The sequence below is a fragment of the Hyphomonas neptunium ATCC 15444 genome (assembly GCF_000013025.1).
In the GTDB taxonomy this organism is placed as follows: Bacteria; Pseudomonadota; Alphaproteobacteria; order Caulobacterales; family Hyphomonadaceae; genus Hyphomonas; species Hyphomonas neptunia.
The window spans coordinates 2,282,448-2,306,510 of the sequence record NC_008358.1; the positions used below are offsets into that span (position 1 = coordinate 2,282,448).

Genomic DNA, 24,063 nt, shown 5'->3' on the forward strand with positions numbered 1-24,063 from the left:
GACATCACGCCCATGAAGATTTTGATTGTTGAAGATGAGCCGAAAACGATTGCGTATCTGCAGCGCGGCCTCACTGAGCAGGGCTATGCCGTTGATACCGCCGCGAACGGTGAAGACGGGCTGCATCTTGCGCTGACCGGCGAATATGACGCCATCGTGATGGACGTCATGATGCCAGGACTTGACGGGGTCTTGGTGCTTCAATCGTTGCGCATATCGAAAGATACACCTGTTATCTTCCTGACCGCCAGAGACAAGGTCGATGACCGCCTGCGCGGACTGGGCGCGGGAGCTGACGACTATCTGGTGAAACCCTTCTCTTTTCTGGAGCTGGTTGCACGGATTCAGGCAATCACGCGCCGCGGCCGGACCCGGGAGACCACCCTAATCCAGGTTGCCGATCTGCATATCGATCTGGTGTCGCGACGCGCCATCCGCGGCGCCCGGAGGCTCAACCTGACGGCGCGCGAGTTCTCCCTGCTGGCAGCCCTCGCCCGCCGCCGCTCTCAGATCGTTTCCAAGACCGCTATTGCCGAACTCGTCTGGGATATCAATTTCGACACGAATACAAATGTGGTCGAAGTGGCCATCAAACGCCTGCGGAGCAAACTCGAAGAGCCAGGCGAAATCAGGCTCCTCCATACGGTGAGGGGTATGGGATATGTGCTGGAGCTACGCGAGGAAGGCGGGCTATGAAAGGACGCTCGATCGCGCTCCACCTTGCCGTGATGTTTGGTCTCTCGGTCGCCATCGTCTCTTCGGTCGCTGGCGTTGCGATCAATATCTTTCAAGCCGACGAATTGCGACGCCACAAGATGGAGGAACTTACAGGTCGGTACGCACTCGTGGAGCGGATCGCCGAGTCCCTGTCCCGCGATGACTGGGACATCATGATTGACAAGCTGCGGGCTTTCACGCCGGCCGATGACAGTTTGAGGTTTATTATCGAAAGCCCGGAGCCTGCGTTCGCGTATGGACTGGATTTTCTCGAGGCGGCGCAGTTCGACAGGCCCGAGGAAGGGTTCGGGACCGCCCGGACACAATCGCGGCCCTATGTGACTCTGTCGCGATACATCGAGCCGCTGGGTACGCGGCCACGTGTACGCCTGACCGTCGCGCTCGGCACGTCCGATATCGAGCAGGCGCAGGCCGTCCTCGCGATCGGCGTCGTCGTGATTTCAGCCCTGGCGATCCTTGCCGTCTCCCTGCTGGGCTGGCTGATCGCGCGCCGCGGTCTTGCGCCCGTGGGCGCGCTCTCTGCACATGCGCGGCTGCTCGGGGAAGGCGATCTCTCGCAGCGGCTGCCGGCCGAGCGCCTGCCGTCAGAACTGGAGGGCCTGGTTTTCTCTCTCAACCAGGCGCTGGGCCGGGTTCAGACGACGTATCAGAAACTTTCCGCCTTTAACGCCGATGTCGCTCATGAACTGCGCACACCGGTCAGCAATCTGATCGGTGAAACACAGGTTGCGCTGTCTCGCCAACGCTCCGCGAGCGATCTGGAGGCGGTTCTGCAATCCAATCTCGAAGAGCTGGAACGGCTGAAGTCGATCATCAACGACATGCTCTTTCTGGCGCGCGCCGATGAGGGAGACCTTGCCGGAAACCTGATCGATTGTTCGCTTGCGGAGGAAACACGCAAGAGTGCAGACTTTATGGAGCTCGCTTTCGAAGAGGCGGGCACGGTCCTGGAGATATGCGGCGACGCCCGCGCCCGGATCAACCAATCGCTCTATCGGCGTGCGATCACGAACCTGCTCGACAATGCAATCCGGCATGGGACGAATGGTCATGTGGGTGTATCCATCACGGAGCGGGGGGGTCAGATTGAAATCACGTCTGAAAATGACGCAGCGCCCCTTCCCCCCGACGTCCTGGACCGGCTGTTCGACCGGTTCTTTCGGGGCGATCCTGCCAGGACGGGCAGCGAGCACACCCATGGGCTGGGGCTCGCCATCGTCAAAGCAATTGCCAGGATGCATGGCGGCGAGGTGTTCGCCCGGCAGGCGGCCGGCCGGATCCGGATCGGATTGACCCTGCCGGTACGGTGAACACAAAGCCCCGACAAACGCGTTCGCCAGGCGCCCCATGGGCCCGACGGCCGGGGCCCTGCAAACCGCGCCGCGCGGTGTACCTTTGAACCCGGCAGCCCATTATCCTGCCGCCTCCTCTGGCGCCAGCTGTTTACCCCGCTTTGCGAGTTGCAGAACTGTAACGGTTAGAGACGGGAGAAACGTCAGCGTAACAACGATCATCCCGAGGATACCGAAGAGCACGATAGCGCCGACGCCGCGATAGAGTTCGCTGCCGGCGCCCGGAACCAGCACCAGCGGCAACAGACCGACAATGGTCGTCACGCTCGACATGAGCATCGGACGCAGACGCGACGCGACCGCCTCTGCCACGGCGCGGCGCGGATCGGCGCCGGCGATCTTCATATTCTCCATCGCGCGGTGAACAACCAGGATCGGATTGTTCACGACCGTGCCCATGAGGATCAGGAAGCCAAGCATGGAGATCATGTCGAACGACTGACTGATCGCTGGCAGGCCCAGCGCAGGAAGAAGGGCGCCCCCGGCATTGAGAAGCGTCAGCCCGACGATGCCGCCCGCGAAACCAAGCGGGATGGTCGCCATAACGAGCAAGGGATAGCCCCAATGGACGAAGATCGCGACGAGGAGGAGATAGACGATGAGGATCGCGACGGCGTAATTTTGCAGCAGCGCGCCCCGGGTTGCGTCCAGCTGATCAGCGGCCCCGGAAATATCGAGGGTCACCGAGGCGGGTATTTCGCCGGCGGCGCGCATCTGCGCGATGACGTCTTCCTCGACGATGGCGACCCCCCTTTCCAGCGGCACGGATCGCGGCGGAATGATGTTCAATGTCACGGTCCGGCTGCCGTTGACCCGGCGGATGGCGTTGGTGTCCACCCGCTCGGCGACCTCTGCGATCGAGGAAAGCGGAATGATCGAGCCTTCGGGTGTAAAAAGCTGTAGCTGCCCCAGCCCGTCGGGATCGGCCGATTGCCCGGCGTCACTGAAAACGAACATATCGATTTTGCGGTCGTCGCTATAAAACTCGTCCACAAAGGCACCGTCCGTGAGCGCCGCGACACTGAACCCGATCTCTTCGGCAGAGAAACCAATCTCGGCGGCGCGCGCCCAATCGGGACGTATTTCGATCATCGGCTGCGACAGGGACAGAGTTGCTGGATCGGACTGGATCATCGGATCTTCGAACACATCCCCGGCGCGGCGGAACACGGTGCTGGCGACCGCATAAATGGTTTCGAGGTCGGGCCCTGAGACATCGACATTGACGCTGCGGGTGCCGCCGTCATTGGAGGTGATAATGGATCCGCGGGTGGCGAAGGCGCTCATACCGGGATAATTTTCATAAATCTCCGTCACTTTCCGTGTGAGTGCATCGATGTGACCGGGCGCCTTGGTGGTCGCCATCATCCAGACACTCTGTGAGTGTGCGGTGATAATCAGGCGCCCGATCGCGGGGATCTCCGCCTCGCCGCGGGAATAAGCGTCCGGTGAGGCATCGAGATAAGGGGTCAGTTCCTGTTCGATTTCGAGGGCAATCTCCTCCATCCGGGAGAGATTGTAGCCGGCCGGCGCGCTCATGATCGCGAAGATCCGCGCTTCTTCCCCCTCTGGCAGATATTCCGCCGGCGGTGTCAGGGCAAAGAGGATCCAGGCGCTCAGGCCTGCCGAACCGAGCATACAGGCGAGCCGGCGCGCCGTTGTCGCCGTCAGGCTTTCAACAGCGCGCGTGATCCATCCGTACACACCCGCGCGGTCTTCTGACACGAATTGCCCGGCCGGGACCTGAGGGGTCTGGCGGGGCATCAACCGCGCGCCGAGGGTCGGCACCAGGGTCACAGAGACCAGCATGGAGGCGAGGATTGAGCCGGAGATGGCGAGCGCAACGTCTGAATAAAGCTGGCCCGCCTCCTGTTCGATAAAAAGGATGGGCAGGAAGACCAGGATCGTGGTCAGGGTCGAGGCCACCACGGCGGGCCACACATCCCGAACGCCTTCAATGGCGGCGCGAAAGCGGTCAAGGCCACGCCGCCGCGCCATATCGATGCTCTCCAGCACGACGATGCTGTTATCGAGCGTCATACCGATGGCAAAAGCGACGCCTGCCAGCGAGATGACATTGATTGTCCGGCCCGCAAGGAGGAGGCCGAGAAAGGCCGCGATGGTACAGATCGGAATCCCGATCACCCCGATCAAGGTCGCCCGGCCTGATCGGAGAAAAAGAAACATGACGAGCGTCGCGAGCGCCGCGCCAAGTCCGAGATTGGTCCAGACATTGCGGACGGACGCTTCGACATAGCCGGAATCGTCAGTGATCAGCGTCATCTGCAAGCCCGCCGGATCGAGGACATCGGCATTGATCGCCGCCATTTCTTCGCGCACCGCGCGGCTGACCGCGATCACATTGGCGCCCGACTCCCGGCGGAGTGACAACAGACGGGCCGGGCGTCCCTCATAGAGGAGAATTTCGCCGGGCTCATAATGGGCGAGCCGGACGGTCGCGACATCCGAGAGACGGACAATCGCCTCTTCGTCGCGCGAGAGAATGGTCGCCCCAATGTCGTCGACGTCCTCATACCGCCCGACGGTTCTCAGCAGATAGCTTCGCTTGCCGCTTTCGAGATCACCGCCGGAAACATCCCGGTTGCGAGCCGTGATTGCGTTGCGCACATCAGTCAGGCTCAAACGACGCTCGGCAAGGCGTCCGGCGTCGAGGAGGATCTGCACCTGCCGGGCCGGGCCACTGATTTCGGCCTGGGAGACACCGGCAACGCGTTCGAGCCGTCGGCGGACGTTCCGGTCCAGGAAATCGCCCATCATGTTCATATCGAGCGCGCGCGGATTGCCAGGCAGGGGGGCGAGCCGGAAATACATGAACGCCTGGTCCGAGAAGGACGTCGCATCAACCCGGGGCTGGTCGACATTCAGAGGATAGGAGGGAACCTGGCTGAGAGCATTGTTCACCCGGATCAGGGTTTCGGTCAGATCGACGTCATGGGGGAATTCGAGTTCGATCATGGCCTGCCCGGCCGACACCGACGATACGAGTCGCTCCATGCCCGGGATCGTGGAGAGAAACTCTTCCTGCTCGAGCACAATCTCGCGCTCAACATCCTGGGGCGTGGCGCCGGGCCAGGTCGTCAGCACCATGATCGTCCGGACTTCCATATCCGGGATCATCTGCACGGGTATCCGGACCGCTGCCGCGACGCCGATGATGCACAGGATCGACAGGATCACCGTCATCAGCGTTCCGCGTTTGACAATTGCCTCAAACATGTAGGGGGAATCCTTGCTCAGCTAGGATGACAGAGAACGGACGGCTGTATGCGTCAGGATGCGTTGCGGACAATTTCCACGGCCTGTCCCGGCTGAAGGCCCTCATTGCCCTCTGTGACGACAGAATCGCCGTCGCTCAGCCCGCGGCGGACTTCCACCCGGCCCGCAAAAGCGCGACCGGTTACGATATTGCGCTCCTGCGCGGTCAGGGCGCCCCCGGCACTGACCACGACCCAGGCGGTCGTGCGCCCGTCGGGATGACGGATCAGCGCATCGCGCGGAATGACAGGATGGCGATTGCCGGTGGGCAGATGCAGGGTCACTTTCGCCGACAGGCCCGGCATCAGGGCAGCATTTTCATTCGAGACGACGATCCGGGCAAGAAAAGTCCGAGACCCCGGACTGGCGACAGGCACGGCGCTGAGGAGTGTGCCCTCAAGGGCGCTGCCCGGTTGCGCGTCCAGACGGACGGTTGCGCGCGCGCCGCCGGCGAGGCGCGGATAGAATTCCTGCGGCGCGGCGACATCGATCCGCAGCTGGTCGAGATCCACCAGCTCGACCACCGGATCACCCGGCTCCACCCATGCCCCGGCTTCGGTAAAACGCTGAGCAACGACCCCGGCGAATGGCGCCCGGATCTCATGCATGTCAATCAGCAGCGCCTGTTCGCCGGCTTCGGCTCGCAGACGTTCCAGCACAGCCCGATCCGTCTGGACCTCGGTCTCCAGCGTGCCGCGTTCGTCCTCGGAAACCGCGCGCCGCTCGGCGAGCCGGCGCGCCATCTCCAGCCGCCGTTCGGCGTCTACAAGTTCGGCTTCTGCCTGTCGCATGGCGGCCTGAGCTTGCCGGGAGGCAAGGCGCGCGCGCCGCGCATCGAGCGTCGCCAGCACACCCCCTGATGGGATACGATCGCCTTCCTCGACTTGAAGCTGCGCGATCTTGCCGGCGATTTCGGACGAGATCGGCGATCGTCGCGCCGCAGTAACGGTGCCGGTGAGCGTCAGTTGCTCGACAATCTCCTCGGTTTCGACCGCAGCGACGCTGACCCGCGCAGCGCCGGACTGCGCATAAGCCGGCAGCGCGCTCAGTAGAAAGAGCAGCAAACCGCTGCAAACCGGGGTGAATAAAAGAGTCTTCAGGGTGATCGAATGCATCGGGGATCCTGCGCTTGGCCCGATTACCCTAACCAACAGGGTTGACGGTCGCCTGACGTCAAAATGACGATTCTGAAAGGATTGGGCGGGATCGAACCGGGCTGGCGCAAGGCAAGCCTGGTCTGGACACGTGTCTGAACACCGGGCACCCCCGCCTGCCCCGCCGGACATACAATTCCTGTACAGACTATATTACATTATAGGAATTTGGCGTCCGTCAACCCGACCGATACATTCCAGAGGCGGGCCGCGACGGCTTCGTCCAGTGCGTGTTTGGGCGGCCTTTCCTCCGCCGGATAGCCCCGTATTCCACCGGGTCCGCCGGGTCCGTAATAGGCACCGTCGCGCGCTTCGGGATCGGTCGCCGCGTACAGCGTCGGCAACGCCCCCTGCCATGCGGGCTGAAACAGGAATGGCAGGAAGCGCCGAATTCTGCCATTGAGGCTCGATGGCCCCGCGCCATTCACGATGAGATCTGTCCGGGTAACGCCCGGATGCGCGGCAAGACTGGCGACACCCCAACCTCCCGCCCGGCTGCGCCGGCTCAGTTCGAGGGCAAACATCAGACAGGCGAGCTTTGACTGGCTGTAGACCGTCATCGGATGGTAGGTGCGCGTCGCCTGCAGGTCATCGAAATTGATCGCGCCCTGTCGCGCGGCGACGCTGCTGACGGTTACGATCCGCGGCGCCGCGCCGCGCTTCAGGAGCGGCAACAGGTGCGCTGTCAGCGCAAAATGACCAAGAAAGTTGGTTCCAAGCTGCAGCTCGAACCCGTCACGGGTCGTGCGCCGCGCGGGCGGATTCATCACGGCCGCATTGTTGATCAGCAGGTCAAGGCTGGTCCGCTCCCATGCGATTTCTGCAGCAAAGGCGGAGACGGATGACAGGTTTGCCAGATCGACCAGGCCAAACCGTACCCGGGCGCTCGGAACGAGCTTCCGGATCGCGGTAACCGCCGCAGCGCCCTTTTCAGAATTGCGTCCTGCGATCACGACCTCAGCGCCGGCGCGCGCAAGAGCCAACGCATCCTCGAAACCAAGTCCGCCCGTGCCGGTAACAACCGCGGAGCGACCGGATTGCGATGGGATATTCTCAAGCGTCCATTTTTCCATGGGAGATCTCACCCTTTCAACCTTGATTCGAGCGCTCATTTTCTCAAATCACCCGCGCCGGAATTCGGCTTCAAAAATGACCGGCCGCGGACAAAGTGCCATACCGGAAATCACAGAAAACTTGCCAATTTCTGCATGCCAGCGGCCGGGCATTCTTCTTCTTGACAGATGTTAGGCTCCTAACTATTTTTTTGATAGGTTCCTAACAATAATCAGAATGGCCCGTGACACATTCAACTGACAAAATATTGCACCGCGACCTGATCGGTGCCTGGAACAAGCGCTGCTATTTCGCGGGGCGCGCGGCGATAGAGACCGCCCTGCGCCCTTATGACCTGGGCTCCGTCCAGTGGTATGTGCTGTTCCATCTCGTTCATTCCGGTCCGATGATGCAGCGGGATCTGGTCCGATTTCTTCAGGTCGAACGCGCCACCCTGAGCGGCATTATCGCATCGCTTTTGGCAAAGGGGCTTATCACTCAGGCCCAGGACAAGACCGATCAGCGCCAGAAGCGCCTGCGTCTGACGCGGGCTGGCAAAAAGCTCTGGACCACGCTGCCGGATCTTTCGTTTATCCGTACGCTTGCGTTCGACGGCATCGACGATGCGGACCTCGCGACCGCGGTCAGGGTGTTGCAAACCGCGACGGAACAGCTCGAAGCCTATTCGAAGAAAGGAACCATGAAATGACGGTATTGGTAACCGGCGCGACCGGGCTCGTGGGAGCCCGGCTTCTTCCCCGCCTTTCAGACGCCGGCGTTAACTGCCGCGCGCTCCTGCGCAGCGGGAGCAAGGCGCCAGCCGGCGCGGAGGCGGTCGAGGCCGACCTGCTCAATCCCGAATCCCTCCCCAAAGCGGTAGCGGGCGTATCGGCGATCATTCACCTCGCGGCGGTGTTTCGTACGGCAGACGAAGACCTGATCTGGAAAAGCAATCTTGAGGGCACACGCAACCTGATCGCCGCCGCCGAGGCGCATGCGCCGGATGCCCGCTTCATTCTCGCAAGCACGTCCAATGTCTACGATGCCGACACTGTCCGTCCGGGCTGCGAAGATGATGCCGCGGAGCCCCGGCAGGCCTATCCGGCAAGCAAACTCGCGGCTGAACAGGCATTGCAGGAAAGCGGGCTGACCTGGTCGATTCATCGTTTCGGTTTCGTCTACGGCGACCGGGATGGGCATCTTGAGGAATTGCCCAGATTGGTGGCCAACTTCAAAATGCACCCGGCGCAGCGCATGAGCCTCGTCCATCACCGCGACATTGCAACCGCGATGACGCTTGCCCTTACGGGCGCGATGGACGGTCTTATCGTCAACATCGCGGACGATGCCCCAACGACACTTTATGAACTGGTGGGTATCGCTGGCGGAACAATGGAGACGTCCTCAGACCCTCTCGACCAACCGTGGCGTCTACACGTGAACGCGTCACGCGCACGCAAACTCGGTTTCCGGCCGACCGTAAGATCCGTGCACCAGGCGGTTGAGGAAGACCTCTTGTAGGAAAGACGCCCGAGCCGAAATCACAATGCCTTTCCGATCCAGGAATCGACAGACCAACGGCCCCCGCCCTGGAAAGAGATCAGCAGAGCGATGAATCCGAGGATGACTGGGTACTCGATCCCGCGGTCGATCCACGGATACGTCGGTCCGATCGCGACACAAATGAACGCCATCTGCACGGCCAACATCGGCGCAAGCAGGCGCGTCGCCGCGCCTAACGCCACCGCGGCAGCGCCAAATGTCTCCAGCAGCGCCACGAAGAATGCCAGCTGCGGCGCAAACGGCAGGTGAAGCGCGGTTTCGATGAGGTGCGTCGTGCCCGCCATAGGATCGGCCATTGAGCCATGGGGTCTGTTCAAGATCTTCGGAATACCGTGGGTCAGGATCGTCAGACCGAAGGCAATCCGCAGCAGCGCATAGCTTATAGGTGTCGCCCGGTCATAAAGTGGCCCGAGCGAGGGAATCAACAAGGCGGGATCTGTCGACGGGCCCGATAGCTTGTGTTCTTTCAAAAGGGGGTATCCTTGCACGAAATGGTCTGTCGTCTGACTGGTAGATGACGCAAAGCGGGCGCCTGCGCCGGCACCTGCCCCTGGAAGTCAGCGCAAGGAAACAGTCCCTAACTGCTCGAGAGTTTCCCAAACGGTCGTGGCAAGTTGCGGATCGCGGGAATTGTCCGGAACCTGCGACACGCCCGGCAGTCCTCTGATCCCCATGAGGCCCTTAGGCCCGTAATAGGCCCCGCCCGCTGCTTGCGACGAAACAGCCGCGTAGAGCGCCGGAAGCGCGCCCTGGGCGGCATCCTGAAACATGAAGGGCATGTTCCGGCGGCGCCACCCTTCCGCGCTGTCGAGCCCCGGCCCATCCAGAATGAGACTTGTGCGCGCCACGCCCGGATGCGCTGCAATACTGACAACGCCCCAGCCATGGGCACGACTGCGGCGTTCGCATTCAAGGGCCGCGATAAGGTGCGCCTGCTTGGAGTCGTTGTAAGCGCTCGCATACTCATAGGCGTTTTCCTGCTGCAAATCGTCAAGGTCGAGCGCGCCGAAGGCACTGCGCCCGCTACACATCCAGACAATCCGGGGGGCGTTGCCGTTGCGGAGAAGCGGCAGCAATCCGGCGGTGAGGGCGAAAGGGCCGATCGCGTTGGTCGCGAAAACCCGCTCAAACCCGTCGATGCTCTCCTGACGCTCCAGTGTTCCCATCGTGCCGGCATTATTGACCAAAAGGTCGAGGCCGTTGCCCGATGCCTGCATCCGAGCCGTGAAGTCCTTGACGGATTTAAGGTCGGCGAGATCGAGCGTCTCGAACCGAACCCTTCCGGCGGGACTTTCGGCGCCGATCCTGCGGATCGCTTCTTCACCGCGCGTCTGATTGCGCGAAGCAATAATCACGTCGGCGCCCGCGCGCGCCAGACCGAGCGCGATATGGTAGCCCAGCCCGCTGCGATCTTCCTCCGGATACCCATTGGCACCGGTCACGAGCACACGGCGCCCGTTCTGAGGCGGGATGTCCTTATACGTCCAGTCGGGGATCTCCGATGATCCGGTCCAGAGCCGGGTCCCACCGATACCAACCGCAGCGATTGTTGTCCCGATGGCGGCCATTCCCAGGAGGGAGCGACGTGAGAGCCCTCCGCCACGGTGATCAGGCTCCGGCGGGGTTTGCCGGTAATCTTGGGGCGATGTCATGTCGGATCTCCTAATCAGGGTTCAGCAAGACTAGCGGGTCGGCCCCTCCAGGCTATGCCGGATGCTCGAAGTTTCCTGCCTGATCCTGCAGGGCCCCGCCTTATGCCTGCTCCGGGAGGGCCACCAGCAGCGCAGCCGCCAGGCCAGTCTGCGCAGACGGCTGGCCGCCAGCCCGCGCCGCCCGCTGGAGCGCGCCAGTCGCTTCCTGATATACGCGGAAATGCGACGCAGACTGAGGGATGGCTGTGACCGGCCCCTCCGGATCGAAGGCGAGCGACCGGCAGGCAGCGGCAGAGTGTGAGGTGAAGGCGCGGCACGCGGGGGGACGCGCATCGTAAACCGTGCACAGATTGTCGTCGCCTAGCAGCGGGCATCGGTGTTTCAGGCGCGAGGGATCCGTCAGGGCACCGGCGGCCGCCGCCGCGCGCTCCAGATCCAGCCTCAACCCCGCCAGCCCTTTTGCATCGAGGCGCCTGAGAACATGCGCGGCAACCGCCTCCGCGACACCCGGCGGCACCATCACATAGAGATGGCAGCACGCGCCACATCCTGCCGCGCACGCGCGAAGCGGCTGGTTCGGAAAATTCTCTGAAATTGCGGACGCGGCAGCGTCGGCAATCGTCATGGCGATGCGTGCCCGCTGGGCGGCCCCGGCGGCTTGCGCCAGCGCCGCCTGAAGCGCCTGCCTGAGATTTACAAAAACCTGTTCGTATCGCGTAGCAAGATCACGGGTCTGTTGCCCGATCAACGCGATCTCCTGCCGGATCTCCGGAATAACACCCGTGGGCATCATCGCGCCTCAGGGCGCGACCCGGTGAAGTGTTATCGTTCGCCCGAGCATGGGCTGCCCCCTATAGGCGCGAAGGTTCATAGTCTCAGCATCCAGCTCAACCCGCGCCGACGCGGTCCGGCCAGATGCGGCCTGATACAGGCTCCCGTCTTCCCAGCGTAGATCGTCCTCATTCCATGCAAGACCGGAAATAAAGACAATCCCTTCAAGTGACCGCGATTGCAGCGCAGGGTCGGGGTTGCGTGTGTCTTTCTTATAAGTCCTGCCATCCGCCTCGAGCAGCCGGGCGCCATACAGGATGCGCGCCGAATAGGTTTCGCCAGCGTCGAACATCTCAAACTTGAGTTGGCCATCCCCTGTTTCCCAGACGCCGATAATATCGTCGGCAGCGACATCCTGAGCCAGGGCCGAGCCCGTGATGGGAACGGACAGAGCCGCAAGGGTTGCGATCGCTGCGACGGTGAGGGACTTCAATAGGGTCATGATGCATCTTTCCTGACTTTCAGGCGGACGCTACGCGGCCTCTGCGCCCGGATGAATGCCGGATGCTGGAAGTTTTCTGCCCGATGCTGCGGACCGGCAGGACACCTTCACATGAACAGCCGTCCTGCGACCCCAAGCTAAGCCGTTTGGACCTTCCGGTCGGCATAGACCTTATACTGACGTTGCAGATTCAGAACGTCCTGCTTGGGCGCGACACCGAACATTCGGGAATATTCGCGGCTGAACTGAGACGGGCTTTCATAGCCCACCTGATAGGCGGCCTCCGCAACACTGGCCGCTTCGGTCACCATCACCCGCCGGGCCTCAAGCAATCTTAACTGCTTCTGATACTGAAGCGGCGTCATCGACGTCAGCGCTTTGAAGTGATGATGAAAGGAGGACGCACTCATGCGGGCCGTCTCGGCCAACTGCTCTACCCGGAGGGTCTGGGCGAAGTTGGCATGCAGTAAGTGGATCACGCGGGCCACCCGGTCGCTGTTGGTTTCGGGCAGCGCCAGATTCCGCAACTCGCCGCCATTCGGGCTTGTCAGCAGCCAGTAGCAGATCTCGCGCATGATCGCGGGATAAAGGATCGGGATAGCCTCCGGCGTCTGCAACAGCCGGATCAGGCGCTGCAGGCAGTCGGCGAGCGTCTGGTCCGCCGTCGCGACAAACAGGCAGGGGCCGGATCCGGACGCTGGCACGGGGAGCGTCTCGAGGTATCCCAACACGTCGCGCAGGATCGCCATGTCGAGGTCGAGGGTTATACCAATGTAAGGGACATCCGAACTGGCCTCGACGACGCGTCCACTCGCAGGCAGATCCAGTCCGACAGCGAGGCATTCCATGGCGCCGTACCTGAAGACATCGTCGCCGAACAGGATTTCCTTCGCGCCCTGCAGCGCGATGCACAGAGACGGGCGGTACACCTGCCGCATCGGCATACGGGCCTCGAACGAACGCACGATGTGGACGGACTCTATCTGCGTCGGAAACAGGCCCTCGCCCCCGCCCTGTGTCTCGATCCAGGCATTGACTGCAGCAAGTAGCGACGACGACACACGGGTCTCCGGCGGATTACGCGGCCAGTGCAAAACACGGCCTCCTATATCCACCTTATCGGCACCTGCAGTATCAGGCAAGTTTTTCGCAGTTTCGGGCATTTTGGTCATTGAGCGCTCCATCTAGCTTTCCTGGTGCCAACCAAGCGAGACGTGCCCTCTCTAAATGCCGGAACCTGCTCCGATATCAAGAGAGAAAAACTGAAAATTAAGCTTCCCGCGTATTCAGCGGGACGCAACACCGCCCGTGGCGGGTGCCTCGCGGGGCCTGCGGCCACGGGCGGATCCGAGTAATATGTGCACGGAGTTTACGCCGGTACCGACTGGCACCGGCGCGACGGACAGAGAAGAGCGCCGCACCCGGGGAATTCGTCACTTTTATCCGATAGGCTCCCGGCGCCTGCGTCCCGGCTCACCGGGCCCAGGATACTTGCGATCTAACTGACAGTTTCCAACGCAGATACCGCAAATCCGTGATGGATGCGCCTGCTCCGTCGCCGCCATGTTTGCCGCCCCGCAGGATCAGGCAGATTCTTTGGAGGATCGTGCCTTCGCGCCCGAACCGCTGATCAGTACACTGAGGCATAGATATTTTCCGGGACACCCTCCATGCCCTATTCCCTGTCGGTCAATGGCCAGGTCCATCTCGTCGAGGATGAGGCTCAGACGCCCCTTCTTTGGGTGCTGCGCGATACATTAAAGATGACCGGCACAAAATACGGCTGCGGCGTCGGCCAGTGTGGCGCATGTACAGTACATGTTGACGGACAGCCGACGCGGTCGTGTTCCCTGCCGCTGATCGCCGTGGCCGAGTCAGAGATTACCACGATCGAAGGCATGTCCGGGGCGGAAACCAGAGCGGTTCAGGATGCATGGGTCAGACATGACGTCCCCCAATGCGGCTTCTGCCAGTCAGGTCAAATCATGAGCGCGGTTGCACTGCTGCGTGCGAACCCGGCCCCGGACGATCGCGATATCGATACATCGATGAGCGGCAATATCTGCCGGTGCGGTACATATAATCGCATTCGCGCAGCCATCCGCGATGCGGCGCAGTCCCTGCCTTAGGTATTCGTTTGTTATGGCCTGGCTCTCGCTCCCTGCTTTTGGACGCCGCGTCCGGTCTCACTGGCGCGCCCTCCTGACGTGTATCGTCTTCGTCTCGATCGCCGTCTTCCTGATGCTGACGCGGCCCGATGCCTTACCCGAGTCAGAAGCTCTGGACGTTCCTGTCGCGACCTCAGACAACGCGCCCTTGCGCGCGGCGAATGAATTCGAGGCCATTCTGGATCCCTCAATACGCTCTGTCGCTCTTTTCGAAGAGGCGGGTCGCGTGATCCGGCATCCCCGATGCATGAACTGTCATCCGCGCACAGATCGCCCTACCCAGACCGATGCCATGCGGCCGCACCTGCCGTGGGTGGCCGCCGGTCAGGATGGCGGGGGCGGACCGACCCTGCGCTGCGCAAGCTGTCATAATGCCGATAACTTTGAGCCTTCCGGCGTGCCGGGGAATCCCGGCTGGCGGCTGGCTCCACTCAACATGGGGTGGCAGGGGCTGACGCTGGGTGAAATCTGTCGCCAAATCCAGGACCCCGAGCGCGGCGGCATGGCACGGGACGAACTCCTCCATCACATGAGGGAAGATAGCCTCGTGGGCTGGGCCTGGCACCCGGGTGGCGGCAGAACGCCGGCGCCGGGGTCCCAGGACGCGTTCGGTTCCCTTATCGAAGCCTGGATCGCCACAGGCGCTCTCTGTCCGGAATGATCCGGCCTGCCAACAAAGGACAGCTCGTGACCGATACTCCCGCTAAGAAACGGTTCCTTATGACGCGCCGCCGGATGATCCTGGGCGGCAGCCTCGTCGGAGGCGCTCTGATCGTCGGCTATGGCGTTACCCACCCGATGCAGATTGCCGGGGCCGTCCTGGGAGGGGACCCAAATCCCGAGGACAGTGCGTTCGGCCCGTTCATCCGGATGGCTCCCGATGGCTGGGTGACCGTCGTCAACAAACAACAGGAGATGGGTCAGGGTATTCATGCTGGCCTGGCCGCGATGGTGGCCGAAGAACTCGACGCGGACTGGGACCGTGTCCGCGTGATTGACGCGGACAGCAATTTCCGGGCGTACGGCGCACAGGGGACGGCAGGCTCCCGATCGGTGGCATCAAACTGGGACGCCATGCGGAATGCCGGCGCCGCCGCCCGCGCCATGTTCGTGAGCGCTGCAGCCCGGCTCTGGACTACGCCACAGAATTTCATCCAGGTCCGGGACGGGATTGTGTCCGACGCTCAATCCGGGCGCAGCGCGCCCTTTGCCGAGCTGCTCGCCGCCGCCGCAGCTGAGACGCCGCCCCGGACACCGATACTCAAACAACCCGACGCCTACCGGTTGATCGGGACAGACCGTGTCCGGCGTAAGGACTGTGGTCCGAAGACAACCGGCGCGCATATCTATACGCAGGATATTCAGCATCCGGATCTTCTTGTCGCGATGGTCGCGCACAGCCCCCGCTTCGGTGGAACACTGGCCCGTTTTGACGCCTCCGATGCCCTTCAGGTCAAGGGGGTCGTTGACGTCTTTGCAATTGAGACTGGCGTTGCCGTGCTGGCTGAGAATACGGTCTCAGCCCGCCGGGGGCGGGATGCGCTGAGAATCGAATGGGACGATGAGGAAGCGGAAACCCGCTCCACACCGGATCTTGTGCGTGAATATCACGAGATTGGATCCGGACGCACCAGCCTGCGCCCCGACATTCTGGAGGCGCGGGGCGACACGGCGGCGGAATTCGGGACGGATGCGATCGAGTTTATGATCGATTTCCCCTTTCTCGCCCATGCCCCTATGGAAACGATGGATTGCGTCGCCCGGGTCGACGGCGGATCCGTGACCATAACGTCCGGCTCACACCTTCCGATCGTCGATCAGGTTCAGGCGGCAAGGGCTGCGCTGACATTTCCGGCCAATGTCGACATTGAAGTCATACAGTCAGGCGGGTCATTCGGACGGCGGGGACTTATGTCCTCAGACTATGTTGTTGAATGCGTGCGCATTGCCAAGCGCGCAAAGGCCCGTCCCGTCAAACTCATATGGTCGCGCGAGGACGAGATGGCATCGGGCTATTATCGCCCGATGGTCCATCACCGGGCCTGGGTTGAGATCGCCCCGGACGGATATCCGGCGAAGTGGCGCCACCATGTTGTCTCCCAGGCGCTGGTCCCGGTGGGTGAAAATCATCAGTCCTTCGAGGGGATTGCGCACTCACCCTATTTTTCAACCGCGTCCGTCATCGACGGCAAGGTCTTCTCCCCCCGGTTTCCGGTTCCGGTGTCCTTCTGGCGTTCGGTCGGTCATTCCCACACCGGCATGGCGATGGAACATATCGTAGATCAGCTCGCGCAACGCGCCGGCCGGGATCCCGCCGACTATCGGCGTTATCTGTATCAGCAGGCAAACGCAGAACGGCATCTCGCGGTCCTGGACATGCTGATCCGCCAGGGCGACTGGGGCCAGCCGATCGACGCCGGATGGGCCAGAGGGATTGCCATCCACGAGGCGTTCGGAACCGTGGTTGGTCAGATCGTGGAAGTTCAGATCGCCGAAGGCCGGCCACGGGTGCGCCGCGTAGTTGCCGTCGTCGATTGCGGGATAGCCATTTCCCCCAATCAGATCGCCGCCCAGATGGAAGGCGGGATTGCATTTGGCCTGTCGGCTGCCCTCTATGGCGCGGTCACACTTAAGGACGGGTATGTTCAGGAGTTAAACTTCGATGCCTATCCGGTGGTTCGGATGAACGATATGCCGGCCGTCGAAACGCATATTATTCCGTCGACGAACCGTCCAACAGGCATGGGGGAACCCGGCGTTCCGCCGATCGCTCCCGCGGTTGCCAACGCCATTCTTGCACTGACAGGAAAACCGACACGGAGCCTGCCATTTCCGGCTCGCGACAGCTAAGCAGACGCCCGAGACGGCGATGATTGGGCGTCTGACAGGGGCGTTTCAGCGAACGCCGAAATGCTCCGCCAATACAAACCCGGGAAGAACCCGGCTGACCGCGCTCGGATCAACCGGGAGGACACTCGCATTCCAGGCTTGGTACTTGTCTTGAAGAAGGGTGAACAGGTCAGGCAGGCGAGCCTTCAGGTTAGCCCGCTCACGTGGATCTTCAACGATGTTAAAGAGGAAGGTGTTATCCAGGATTTTCAGGTATTTGTAGTCACCATGTCGGCAGGCTTCCTGATCAAGGTGCATGTGTCGCCAGAAAAGCGTCCGTTCTTTCGCCCCGCCGCCCAGAAGCTGATCTGTAAGGTCCATGCCGTCGGAAGGAAAGCGGGCATCGGGCGCGCCGCCAGCTACCGACAACAAGGTCGGATACCAGTCCATTGTTATCATGACCTGATCGCTGGTTGATCCGGCAGGCACCCTGTTGGGCCAGCGGACTATCGTGGGAACACGGAGCCCGCCCTCTAAAAGATCTGATTTCTGCTTCACAGCCGCGTTCGGCCGTGTGATGGCCTGCTCACCGCGCCGCAATGGCCTGGCAGCCAGGCGAGGCTGACAAAGAGGCTGGCCGCTCACACCGGGGTTAAAGCGTCGGGGAACGGGGGCACGTCACATAGCCCTTCAGGCTTCGTGCAGGCGTCAGGGCTCAGGAAAATTCGGTCAGACACCGTAACGCGATCAATCTGATCTTAGTCTGAAGTCGGCGCTGACGCCGGCCGGTGCGGAACTTTCCGTACACGTTGCATCCAGGCCGGATAGGCAGGCGGAAGCGCGCTGACCGCATTCAGCCGGGCGATCTCGTCCGGGCTGAGACTGACGTCCGTCGCGCCCAGAGAATCGTCCAGCTGCGACACCCGCTTGGCGCCAACGATAACACTCGTGACCTGCGGCTGATGCAGAAGCGCCGCAAGCGCGACCTTGGCCACCGATACGCCTTTCTCTTCCGCGATCTCGTCGAGCACATCAATCACATTCCAGGCCTGGCCCCGGTCGACCGGAGGAAAGTCGAAATGCGCCCGGCGGCTGCCTTCTTCGCCCTGCCGGTCACGCCCATATTTTCCGCCCAGCAATCCGCCCGCCAGCGGGCTCCAGACCAGAAGCCCCATCTTCTCAGCCTGCACAAAGGGGAGAATCTCCCGCTCAATATCCCGGCCAACCAGGGAGTAATAATTCTGCGTGGTTGCAAATCGCGAGAGCTTCAGGCGCTCACTATGGCCAAGCGCCCGCGCCATCTGCCAGGCAGACCAGTTGGAAACGCCAATATATCTGACGAGCCCCTGCTGCACGAGCGTATCGAGCGCTGCAAGGCTCTCCTCGACCGGCGTGACGGTGTCGATATTGTGGAGTTGGTAGAGATCAATGTGATCCAGCTGAAGCCGTTTCAGGCTGGCCTTGACGCTGTCGAGAATATGTCCCCGCGAATTGCCCGCATCATTGGGGCCTGCCCCCATAGGCCCGCAGACCTTGGTGGCAATTACCACATCCTCACGCCGGACGCCCAGATTCCTGAGCGACTGGCCCACCATCTCCTCTGAGGCCCCGGCCGAATAGATATCGGCCGTGTCGATGAAGTTGACGCCATGCTCCAGGGCGCGGGCAATCAGTTTCTGTGCGTCCTCCTGCTGGAGGTTGCCCATGTTTGCCCAATGCCCTTTGCCACCAAACGTCATGGTTCCCAAGCATATCTCGGAGACAAAGAGGCCGGTATTTCCAAGGGTTTTATATTTCATCGGTTTTCTCCTGTTACGGACACTCTGCAGAATTCCCGGCCTTTGCCAGACCCGGCCTTAAAGGAAGCCGCCATTGGCAAACACGACCTGGCCATTGATCCACTCCCCATCCCCCGAACACAGGGCGGCAATCGCATTGGCGATGTCTTCTGGCTCACCAATCCGTCCGTAAGGGGTCATCTGCGCGGCCTGCGCGCGCAGTGGCGGGGGCACATCGAGCAGGTCTGTATTGGTTGGCCCGGGGGCCAGGGCGTTGACCGAGATGCGGCGGCCAGAGAGTTCCTTCGACAGGCAGCCGGCATAAATCTGCTGGGCTGCCTTGGTGGCGGCATATCCGCCATGTGTCGCCCGCATTGCCTTGATCGAGGTTGACGCGAGCGTGACAATGCGCCCGCCATCCCGCGTGCGCCGCGCTGCCTCACGCAGAACATTGAAGCTGCCTTTGATGTTGGTAGCGATCATCCGGTCGAACGCTTCATCCGTGAACTGCGCAAATGGCGCCGTGTTCATGATGGCGGCATTGCTGATAACCACATCTACACCGCCAAACGCTTCCTCATTGGCATCGAACAGCGCCTTGACCGCTTCCGGGTCGGCGACATCGCCCTGGCGGAAAATCGCCCGCCCCCCCGCCGCTTCGATGTCGCGCACAACCTGCGCGGCCAGATCCCGGTTGGTGAGATAGTTGACCGTTACGGCAAAGCCATCCTGCGCCAGGCGCTTGGCCGTTGCGGCGCCAATGCCCCGGGAAGACCCTGTGACAAGCGCGGCGCGGCCATTGCCGGGACGGGGCGGCGCCGTCTGCGCGCCAGCAGCGCCCGCCAGCGCGGCCGGGGCCGCGGCGGCAAGGGCCAGAACTGAGCGGCGGGTTGTTTTTTCCATTGCGGAGGACTCCTTATGTTGCACGAAAAGCGGCCTGAAAGGCACATCCAAAAAAAAGTGATCTGATCCCTGATGAAAGGATGCAGAGAGAGCGCGCTCAAGCACTCGGAAGCCTGCTCAACCTGCTCTGACAGATGGGAAGATGCCCCGGCCAGCGCCCGGCCTCCATGCCCGAATTCGCAGAAAACTTGCCCATTCCCGCAGACCGGAAAGCCTGAGACAGCCGCCCGGTCTCTCCGGCTGGCCCCGGCCTTGCTTTGCATCCCCTGAAGAACCGGCTATTCCTCTAAAATGCCATCCGGCAGTGCTCGCAAAGTCGGCGCAAAACCAGTCTTGAGGCCTGAAATGTCAACCGTCGTTGAAAAAGTTACCCTTCATCTGCGGGACATGATCATGAGCGGTCAGTTCGAACCGGGTGAGCGGATTTCTGAAGTTGGCGTTGCCAGAACCCTGGATGTCTCCCGCACGCCCGTCCGCTGGGCTCTGAGCATCCTCGAAACCGAAGGCCTGGTGAGTGGCACCCCCAACAAAGGGTTTCGCCTGAGAACGTTCACCCCCGAAGAAGTCCTCTCCGCTTACGAGGTTCGCGGCGCGCTTGAGGGCCTTGCCTGCCGGCTTGCCGCGCAGAGAGGCCTGTCGGCTGAAGCAGCGGCCGAATTTGATGCCTGCCTGGCAGAAGGCGAAGCGTTGATCAGCAATACCAAACTCGACGAGCACACGGTCAAACGCTGGAGCGCCATGAACGGGCGCTTCCACACGGCGCTGCTCGATGCGGCGCACTGCCCGGCGATTGAACCGGCCTATGAGGCCGTGTCGCGCTACCCCGCAGCCGCCCCCGGCGCCATCATGTTCCTGACACGGAACCTGCGCGCCGGATTCAGCGCCATGAAGCGCGCACACGAACAGCATGTTGCGGTGGTCGACGCTCTCAAGGCGGGCCAGCCCATGCGCGCAGAATACCTGATCCGCGAGCATATCGACAGTTCCGGCGCGAATGTGAGAGTGGCCCTTCAACGCGAACAGGCCGAAGCCTCCGCCCAGGGCTCTGCCGGGCCCGCAACCCGGCGGACAAGGCGCAGCCGCGCGAAGGCAGCTGCCAGATCAAAGAACTGATGTCAGACACGCCCCGCTGCAGCCCCTTCACATAACCTCAAACCTGATCGGCAGCGTCTTGGGGCCGCTGACGAAATAGCTCTCGACAAACTTTATATCCCCATCCAGCGACACAGACTTCAGCGCGGGAATGAGCTTTTCGAAAAGCACACGCATTTCCAGCCGCGCAAGATGCTGACCGATGCACACATGCGCCCCATTGCCGAAGGCCAGCTGCCGGTTTGGTTTGCGGTCGATATCGAAGGTATACGGATCCGAGAAGACCTCTTCATCCCGGTTCCCCGAGGCGTAGCACAGCATCAGCCAATCCCCCTTTGCAATCCTGCGCCCGCGCAGCTCTGTGTCTTTCGTCGCAGACCGCATGAAGGTCTTGACCGGCGTTGCCCAGCGGATGGCTTCTTCCACAAAGCCCGGGATGCTTTCCGGCTGTGCCTGCAGACGCTGAAGCAGCCCCGCCTGCGTTGCCAGTGCCCACATCGCCATGGATGTTGCCGAAGAGGTCGTATCATGCCCGGCGGTTGCGACGATAATATAGTAGCTGGTCGCCTCCATCGGGCCAATCGGGCGGCCGTCAATCGTGGCATTGGCAATGATCGTAGCCAGATCATCCTTCGGGTCACGCCGCCGGTCTTCGCTGATCGCATTGAAGTAGACGGCAAAGTCCTGAACCACCGCCTGGATCATCGCGCCAAACTGCTCCGCAGACAAAGCGTCCAGCTGGCGGGCCGTATCAGGATCCTGACTGCCGAACAGTTCCTGCGTCAGGCGCAGCATGCGCGGGAAATCTTCCGGTGGCACACCCAGAATGTTCATCACAACATGAAGCGGATAGTTCAGCGCGACATCCCGCACAAAGTCGCAGCGGCCATTCTGTTTCAGAAACGACGCGACGGCCGCATCTGCGATCTGGCCAACTTCTTCCTCGCGCTTTCTGAGATTTGCAGGCATGAACCAGCCTTGCGTCAGTGTGCGGTACTTCATGTGATCCGGCGCGTCCATCTGAACGAGCGAGCGCACTAGATTCGGGGATCCGCCCGTGATCCGGGTTGTCCGCTCGATCGCGGCCTGATTCAAAAGGGTCGTTGCCCGGTCTGCGCTGTGAAACAGGCTATTGTTGCGACTTACCGTGAGAATGTCATCATGCTTTGTCAGCACCCAGAATGGATCATACCCCTCGGCCCGCGCAACGCCCAGCGGGTTGTTTGTCCGCGCCCAGCGATAGGCCTCATCAATCTGGTCAGTGGCATAAGCCTTGGGCGAAACCAGCCGCTGACTGACCCAGTCAGGAAGATCCGGGCCGCTTGCTTCGTGTGAGTGATCCATGACGATCCGTTCCTTTTTTTCTAACCGGGATTAAGTCGTAGTGGTTTTTGCCGTTTCCAGATGAACGGGGCGGTCCCCAGTGGCCCCCGATGCAACGCCCCGCACGCGGTCAATCAGCTTCCCAGGATTTTCAGGCGGCGCATCACTCCGCCAGGCGATGTGGCCGTCCGGACGTACCAGCACATAAGATGTTTCAAAAAGCCGTGCGGCCTCGTCATTGGTGATCGCCTGATAGGCCAGCGGCACCCCTGCTATTTCTGCCGCCTTAATCAGGGGCGCCACTGGTTCCGCAGAATGACCACTGAAATCGAGAAGCACAAAGCCCCGCCCGAACAGGTCCAGCGTCGACTGCCCCTCTGCCAGCCAGATATGCGGCGCGCGGCCGCCTACACACGCACGCTGCGCGAACTGAGCGACATCCTGTTCGGGACAGTCTGCTTCCTCGGCAGCCGTTATCGGAGATCCGCGATAGATCGCCCCCAGATGAATTCCGTATGAGCGCCATTCTCTCTGCATTGCGGCGCGCACCCATTGGCCGACCTTGGCACGGGCGATATTGCCCACCTCCCCCGGCTCCAGCAAACGCGGCTCAGACGGCGCGCTGCGCATCGCTGAGAGGTTTTCCGACCCCTGCTTCACATTGCGGGCGGCAACCGGCCGGCGTTCGGCTTCGTAACTGTCAAGCAAGGCAGGCCCACCCCAGCCATCAAGGACCGCCGCAATTTTCCAGGAAAGATCCACAGCTTCCGCTATGCCCGTGTTCATGCCGTAGCCGCCAGTGGGGGACATCTGATGCGCCGAGTCGCCCACCAGGAAGCAACGGCCAACCCTGAACCGATCCGCAACGCGCTCCCGCCGTGCCCAGGGAACCCAGGAAAGAAGTTCATACGCCACCTCGCCGCCAAGCCCCCTGCGGACGAATGCATGAATATCGTCGTCGCTCCAGGCTGGCCAGGTGTCACTGCCCAGCAACTGAAGCCGCCACACATCCCGTCCATCAATGTTGACAAAACTTCCCCACACGCCGTCGACGCCCACAAGGATGTAGCGATAGGCGCGCGAGCCTCCCGTCCGCGCGGTCAGCTCGGGGCTCCGTATAAAGATGTTCGTGCTACAGCTGAGAAGTCGGTCCATGACGGGCGATTGCCCAAGGGCGGCCGCGACAGAACTCCCTGCGCCGTCGCACGCCATCAGATATTGCGCCCTGACAAGAAGCGGCGTTCCGCCATCGGTTGGCTCGACCGTCGCCAGAACCTGGTGCCCTTCATCCTGAAATGCTGTCAGTTTGTGGTGATAATATAGGCGATTTCCCCGATAGGATTGGGCCGCTTCCTGCATAACCGGATCGAAAAAGTTCTGTGGGCAGAGTTCATGCTTCTGCGGGCTGAACGGCGGCACAGGCGCTTCCTGCAGGGTCGGGCCGATATCGCGGGCAAGCTCGGGGCCGAGGATGCCGGTCGTATAGGCGATGCTCAGTGGCAAATCGCGCGGAAAGCCTGCCTGCTCGACCTGTTTGACGATGCCCCAGCGGCGCGCAAACTCCATGGAGCGGATGCCGACATTATCCATCCGGGGATGGTTTCGCCGGGCTTCCGGTCCCTCCTGCTCAATCAGAACGCAGGGAACGCCGCGCCATCCGAGATCCACCGCGAGCGCCAGGCCGGCAGGCCCACCTCCCATGATCAGCACTGGCGTTTCGATTGTGTTCATGAGCCGGCCCCTCTTTTACGCGCATCTGCCTGAAAACTCGCGCAAAGAAGTCATAATGCATGCATTTGTCAACGCGATAGTCGCGGAAACCATGCTTTAAGAAGCAAAACCGACAGGCCAGATGCGCCCTTGAGCGCAACCAGCAGAAGCCCGCACCCGCAATCTCAAGCCGGCCCTG

At 61.8% G+C, this 24,063-nt stretch carries 21 protein-coding genes; 8 read left to right on the forward strand and 13 right to left on the reverse strand.

The genetic code is table 11. The features are described from left to right. Positions 1-12: 12 nt before the first annotated feature. Together HNE_RS10815 and HNE_RS10820 are read left to right on the forward strand one after the other, a co-directional pair. On the forward strand, positions 13-696 hold the full coding sequence (locus HNE_RS10815; protein ID WP_011647182.1) for a heavy metal response regulator transcription factor: 684 nt from the start codon (positions 13-15) through the stop codon (positions 694-696). Beyond that, entirely contained in the window at positions 693-2,048 is a 1,356-nt protein-coding gene (locus HNE_RS10820; protein ID WP_011647183.1) for a heavy metal sensor histidine kinase, read from the forward strand. Before HNE_RS10815 ends, HNE_RS10820 begins: the two co-directional genes overlap by 4 nt. Positions 2,049-2,150: 102 nt before the next feature. Here HNE_RS10820 and HNE_RS10825 read toward each other — a convergent pair whose 3' ends face one another. From HNE_RS10825 to HNE_RS10835, 3 genes are all read right to left on the reverse strand, one after another. Further along, positions 2,151-5,327, reverse strand: a complete 3,177-nt coding sequence (locus HNE_RS10825; protein WP_011647184.1) for an efflux RND transporter permease subunit — start codon at positions 5,325-5,327, stop codon at positions 2,151-2,153. Between the two features lie 53 nt (positions 5,328-5,380). Next, a complete protein-coding gene (locus HNE_RS10830) occupies positions 5,381-6,430 on the reverse strand; it encodes an efflux RND transporter periplasmic adaptor subunit (protein WP_041298922.1) in 1,050 nt (349 codons plus the stop codon). Between the two features lie 248 nt (positions 6,431-6,678). After that, complete coding sequence (locus HNE_RS10835) at positions 6,679-7,593, reverse strand: SDR family oxidoreductase (protein ID WP_011647186.1); 915 nt, start codon at positions 7,591-7,593, stop codon at positions 6,679-6,681. A gap of 248 nt (positions 7,594-7,841) precedes the next feature. On the opposite strand from HNE_RS10835, the gene HNE_RS10840 reads away from it, so the two are divergent. Both HNE_RS10840 and HNE_RS10845 read left to right on the forward strand, forming a co-directional pair. After that, positions 7,842-8,282 (forward strand): MarR family winged helix-turn-helix transcriptional regulator, encoded by a 441-nt coding sequence (locus HNE_RS10840; protein WP_198022919.1) that lies wholly within the window; start codon positions 7,842-7,844, stop codon positions 8,280-8,282. Further along, the gene (locus HNE_RS10845) at positions 8,279-9,094 is read left to right on the forward strand and encodes an NAD-dependent epimerase/dehydratase family protein (protein ID WP_011647188.1); all 816 of its coding nucleotides are present in this window, start codon (positions 8,279-8,281) and stop codon (positions 9,092-9,094) included. The genes HNE_RS10840 and HNE_RS10845 overlap by 4 nt, the downstream gene beginning before the upstream one ends. 20 nt (positions 9,095-9,114) lie before the next feature. Here the strand turns inward: HNE_RS10845 and HNE_RS10850 are convergent, their stop codons facing one another. From HNE_RS10850 to HNE_RS10870, 5 genes are all read right to left on the reverse strand, one after another. Beyond that, positions 9,115-9,606 (reverse strand): DoxX family protein, encoded by a 492-nt coding sequence (locus HNE_RS10850; protein WP_049755113.1) that lies wholly within the window; start codon positions 9,604-9,606, stop codon positions 9,115-9,117. An 87-nt stretch (positions 9,607-9,693) separates the two neighbouring features. Further along, positions 9,694-10,788 carry an SDR family NAD(P)-dependent oxidoreductase gene (locus HNE_RS10855; RefSeq protein ID WP_011647190.1) on the reverse strand — a complete coding sequence of 365 codons (1,095 nt, stop codon included), beginning with the start codon at positions 10,786-10,788 and terminating at the stop codon, positions 9,694-9,696. Positions 10,789-10,888: 100 nt separating this feature from the next. Then, the gene (locus HNE_RS10860; RefSeq protein WP_049755114.1) at positions 10,889-11,581 is read right to left on the reverse strand and encodes a YkgJ family cysteine cluster protein; all 693 of its coding nucleotides are present in this window, start codon (positions 11,579-11,581) and stop codon (positions 10,889-10,891) included. Between the two features lie 6 nt (positions 11,582-11,587). Next, positions 11,588-12,061, reverse strand: coding sequence for a DUF2147 domain-containing protein (locus tag HNE_RS10865; RefSeq protein ID WP_011647192.1), 474 nt, complete (start codon positions 12,059-12,061; stop codon positions 11,588-11,590). 137 nt (positions 12,062-12,198) lie between these two features. After that, on the reverse strand, positions 12,199-13,122 hold the full coding sequence (locus HNE_RS10870; RefSeq protein ID WP_011647193.1) for an AraC family transcriptional regulator: 924 nt from the start codon (positions 13,120-13,122) through the stop codon (positions 12,199-12,201). Between the two features lie 609 nt (positions 13,123-13,731). Between HNE_RS10870 and HNE_RS10875 the strand changes: the two genes are divergently transcribed. From HNE_RS10875 to HNE_RS10885, 3 genes are read left to right on the forward strand one after another with little or no spacing between them, the layout of a single operon-like run. Then, on the forward strand, positions 13,732-14,190 hold the full coding sequence (locus tag HNE_RS10875) for a (2Fe-2S)-binding protein (RefSeq protein WP_011647194.1): 459 nt from the start codon (positions 13,732-13,734) through the stop codon (positions 14,188-14,190). A 13-nt stretch (positions 14,191-14,203) separates the two neighbouring features. After that, complete coding sequence (locus tag HNE_RS10880) at positions 14,204-14,890, forward strand: hypothetical protein (protein WP_035592192.1); 687 nt, start codon at positions 14,204-14,206, stop codon at positions 14,888-14,890. A 59-nt stretch (positions 14,891-14,949) separates the two neighbouring features. Beyond that, the gene (locus HNE_RS10885; RefSeq protein WP_011647196.1) at positions 14,950-17,079 is read left to right on the forward strand and encodes a xanthine dehydrogenase family protein molybdopterin-binding subunit; all 2,130 of its coding nucleotides are present in this window, start codon (positions 14,950-14,952) and stop codon (positions 17,077-17,079) included. A gap of 45 nt (positions 17,080-17,124) precedes the next feature. Here HNE_RS10885 and HNE_RS10890 read toward each other — a convergent pair whose 3' ends face one another. The 3 genes from HNE_RS10890 to HNE_RS10900 form a co-directional block, all read right to left on the reverse strand. Beyond that, the gene (locus tag HNE_RS10890) at positions 17,125-17,508 is read right to left on the reverse strand and encodes a hypothetical protein (protein ID WP_049755115.1); all 384 of its coding nucleotides are present in this window, start codon (positions 17,506-17,508) and stop codon (positions 17,125-17,127) included. Between the two features lie 308 nt (positions 17,509-17,816). Then, positions 17,817-18,857, reverse strand: a complete 1,041-nt coding sequence (locus tag HNE_RS10895; protein ID WP_011647198.1) for an aldo/keto reductase — start codon at positions 18,855-18,857, stop codon at positions 17,817-17,819. A gap of 57 nt (positions 18,858-18,914) precedes the next feature. Continuing rightward, a complete protein-coding gene (locus HNE_RS10900; RefSeq protein WP_011647199.1) occupies positions 18,915-19,739 on the reverse strand; it encodes an SDR family oxidoreductase in 825 nt (274 codons plus the stop codon). 345 nt (positions 19,740-20,084) lie between these two features. Here HNE_RS10900 and HNE_RS10905 point away from each other — a divergent pair, with 345 nt between their 5' ends. Then, entirely contained in the window at positions 20,085-20,852 is a 768-nt protein-coding gene (locus HNE_RS10905) for a GntR family transcriptional regulator (protein ID WP_011647200.1), read from the forward strand. 27 nt (positions 20,853-20,879) lie between these two features. Here HNE_RS10905 and HNE_RS10910 read toward each other — a convergent pair whose 3' ends face one another. Together HNE_RS10910 and HNE_RS10915 are read right to left on the reverse strand one after the other, a co-directional pair. Then, the gene (locus HNE_RS10910) at positions 20,880-22,175 is read right to left on the reverse strand and encodes a cytochrome P450 (RefSeq protein WP_011647201.1); all 1,296 of its coding nucleotides are present in this window, start codon (positions 22,173-22,175) and stop codon (positions 20,880-20,882) included. Between the two features lie 30 nt (positions 22,176-22,205). Next, positions 22,206-23,885, reverse strand: coding sequence for an FAD-dependent oxidoreductase (locus HNE_RS10915; protein ID WP_011647202.1), 1,680 nt, complete (start codon positions 23,883-23,885; stop codon positions 22,206-22,208). Between the last annotated feature and the right edge of the window lie 178 nt (positions 23,886-24,063).

What these genes read in the sequence shown, in the direction of transcription:
- HNE_RS10880 (WP_035592192.1), top strand. Translation starts at nt 14,204, where the DNA reads ATGGCCTGGCTCTCGCTCCCTGCTTTTGGACGCCGCGTCCGGTCTCAC.
- HNE_RS10910 (WP_011647201.1), bottom strand. Translation starts at nt 22,175, where the DNA reads ATGGATCACTCACACGAAGCAAGCGGCCCGGATCTTCCTGACTGGGTC.
- HNE_RS10895 (WP_011647198.1), bottom strand. Translation starts at nt 18,857, where the DNA reads ATGAAATATAAAACCCTTGGAAATACCGGCCTCTTTGTCTCCGAGATA.
- HNE_RS10900 (WP_011647199.1), bottom strand. Translation starts at nt 19,739, where the DNA reads ATGGAAAAAACAACCCGCCGCTCAGTTCTGGCCCTTGCCGCCGCGGCC.
- HNE_RS10815 (WP_011647182.1), top strand. Translation starts at nt 13, where the DNA reads ATGAAGATTTTGATTGTTGAAGATGAGCCGAAAACGATTGCGTATCTG.
- HNE_RS10915 (WP_011647202.1), bottom strand. Translation starts at nt 23,885, where the DNA reads ATGAACACAATCGAAACGCCAGTGCTGATCATGGGAGGTGGGCCTGCC.
- HNE_RS10885 (WP_011647196.1), top strand. Translation starts at nt 14,950, where the DNA reads ATGACGCGCCGCCGGATGATCCTGGGCGGCAGCCTCGTCGGAGGCGCT.
- HNE_RS10875 (WP_011647194.1), top strand. Translation starts at nt 13,732, where the DNA reads ATGCCCTATTCCCTGTCGGTCAATGGCCAGGTCCATCTCGTCGAGGAT.
- HNE_RS10825 (WP_011647184.1), bottom strand. Translation starts at nt 5,327, where the DNA reads ATGTTTGAGGCAATTGTCAAACGCGGAACGCTGATGACGGTGATCCTG.
- HNE_RS10820 (WP_011647183.1), top strand. Translation starts at nt 693, where the DNA reads ATGAAAGGACGCTCGATCGCGCTCCACCTTGCCGTGATGTTTGGTCTC.
- HNE_RS10865 (WP_011647192.1), bottom strand. Translation starts at nt 12,061, where the DNA reads ATGACCCTATTGAAGTCCCTCACCGTCGCAGCGATCGCAACCCTTGCG.
- HNE_RS10890 (WP_049755115.1), bottom strand. Translation starts at nt 17,508, where the DNA reads ATGGACTGGTATCCGACCTTGTTGTCGGTAGCTGGCGGCGCGCCCGAT.
- HNE_RS10905 (WP_011647200.1), top strand. Translation starts at nt 20,085, where the DNA reads ATGTCAACCGTCGTTGAAAAAGTTACCCTTCATCTGCGGGACATGATC.
- HNE_RS10860 (WP_049755114.1), bottom strand. Translation starts at nt 11,581, where the DNA reads ATGATGCCCACGGGTGTTATTCCGGAGATCCGGCAGGAGATCGCGTTG.
- HNE_RS10845 (WP_011647188.1), top strand. Translation starts at nt 8,279, where the DNA reads ATGACGGTATTGGTAACCGGCGCGACCGGGCTCGTGGGAGCCCGGCTT.
- HNE_RS10835 (WP_011647186.1), bottom strand. Translation starts at nt 7,593, where the DNA reads ATGGAAAAATGGACGCTTGAGAATATCCCATCGCAATCCGGTCGCTCC.
- HNE_RS10855 (WP_011647190.1), bottom strand. Translation starts at nt 10,788, where the DNA reads ATGACATCGCCCCAAGATTACCGGCAAACCCCGCCGGAGCCTGATCAC.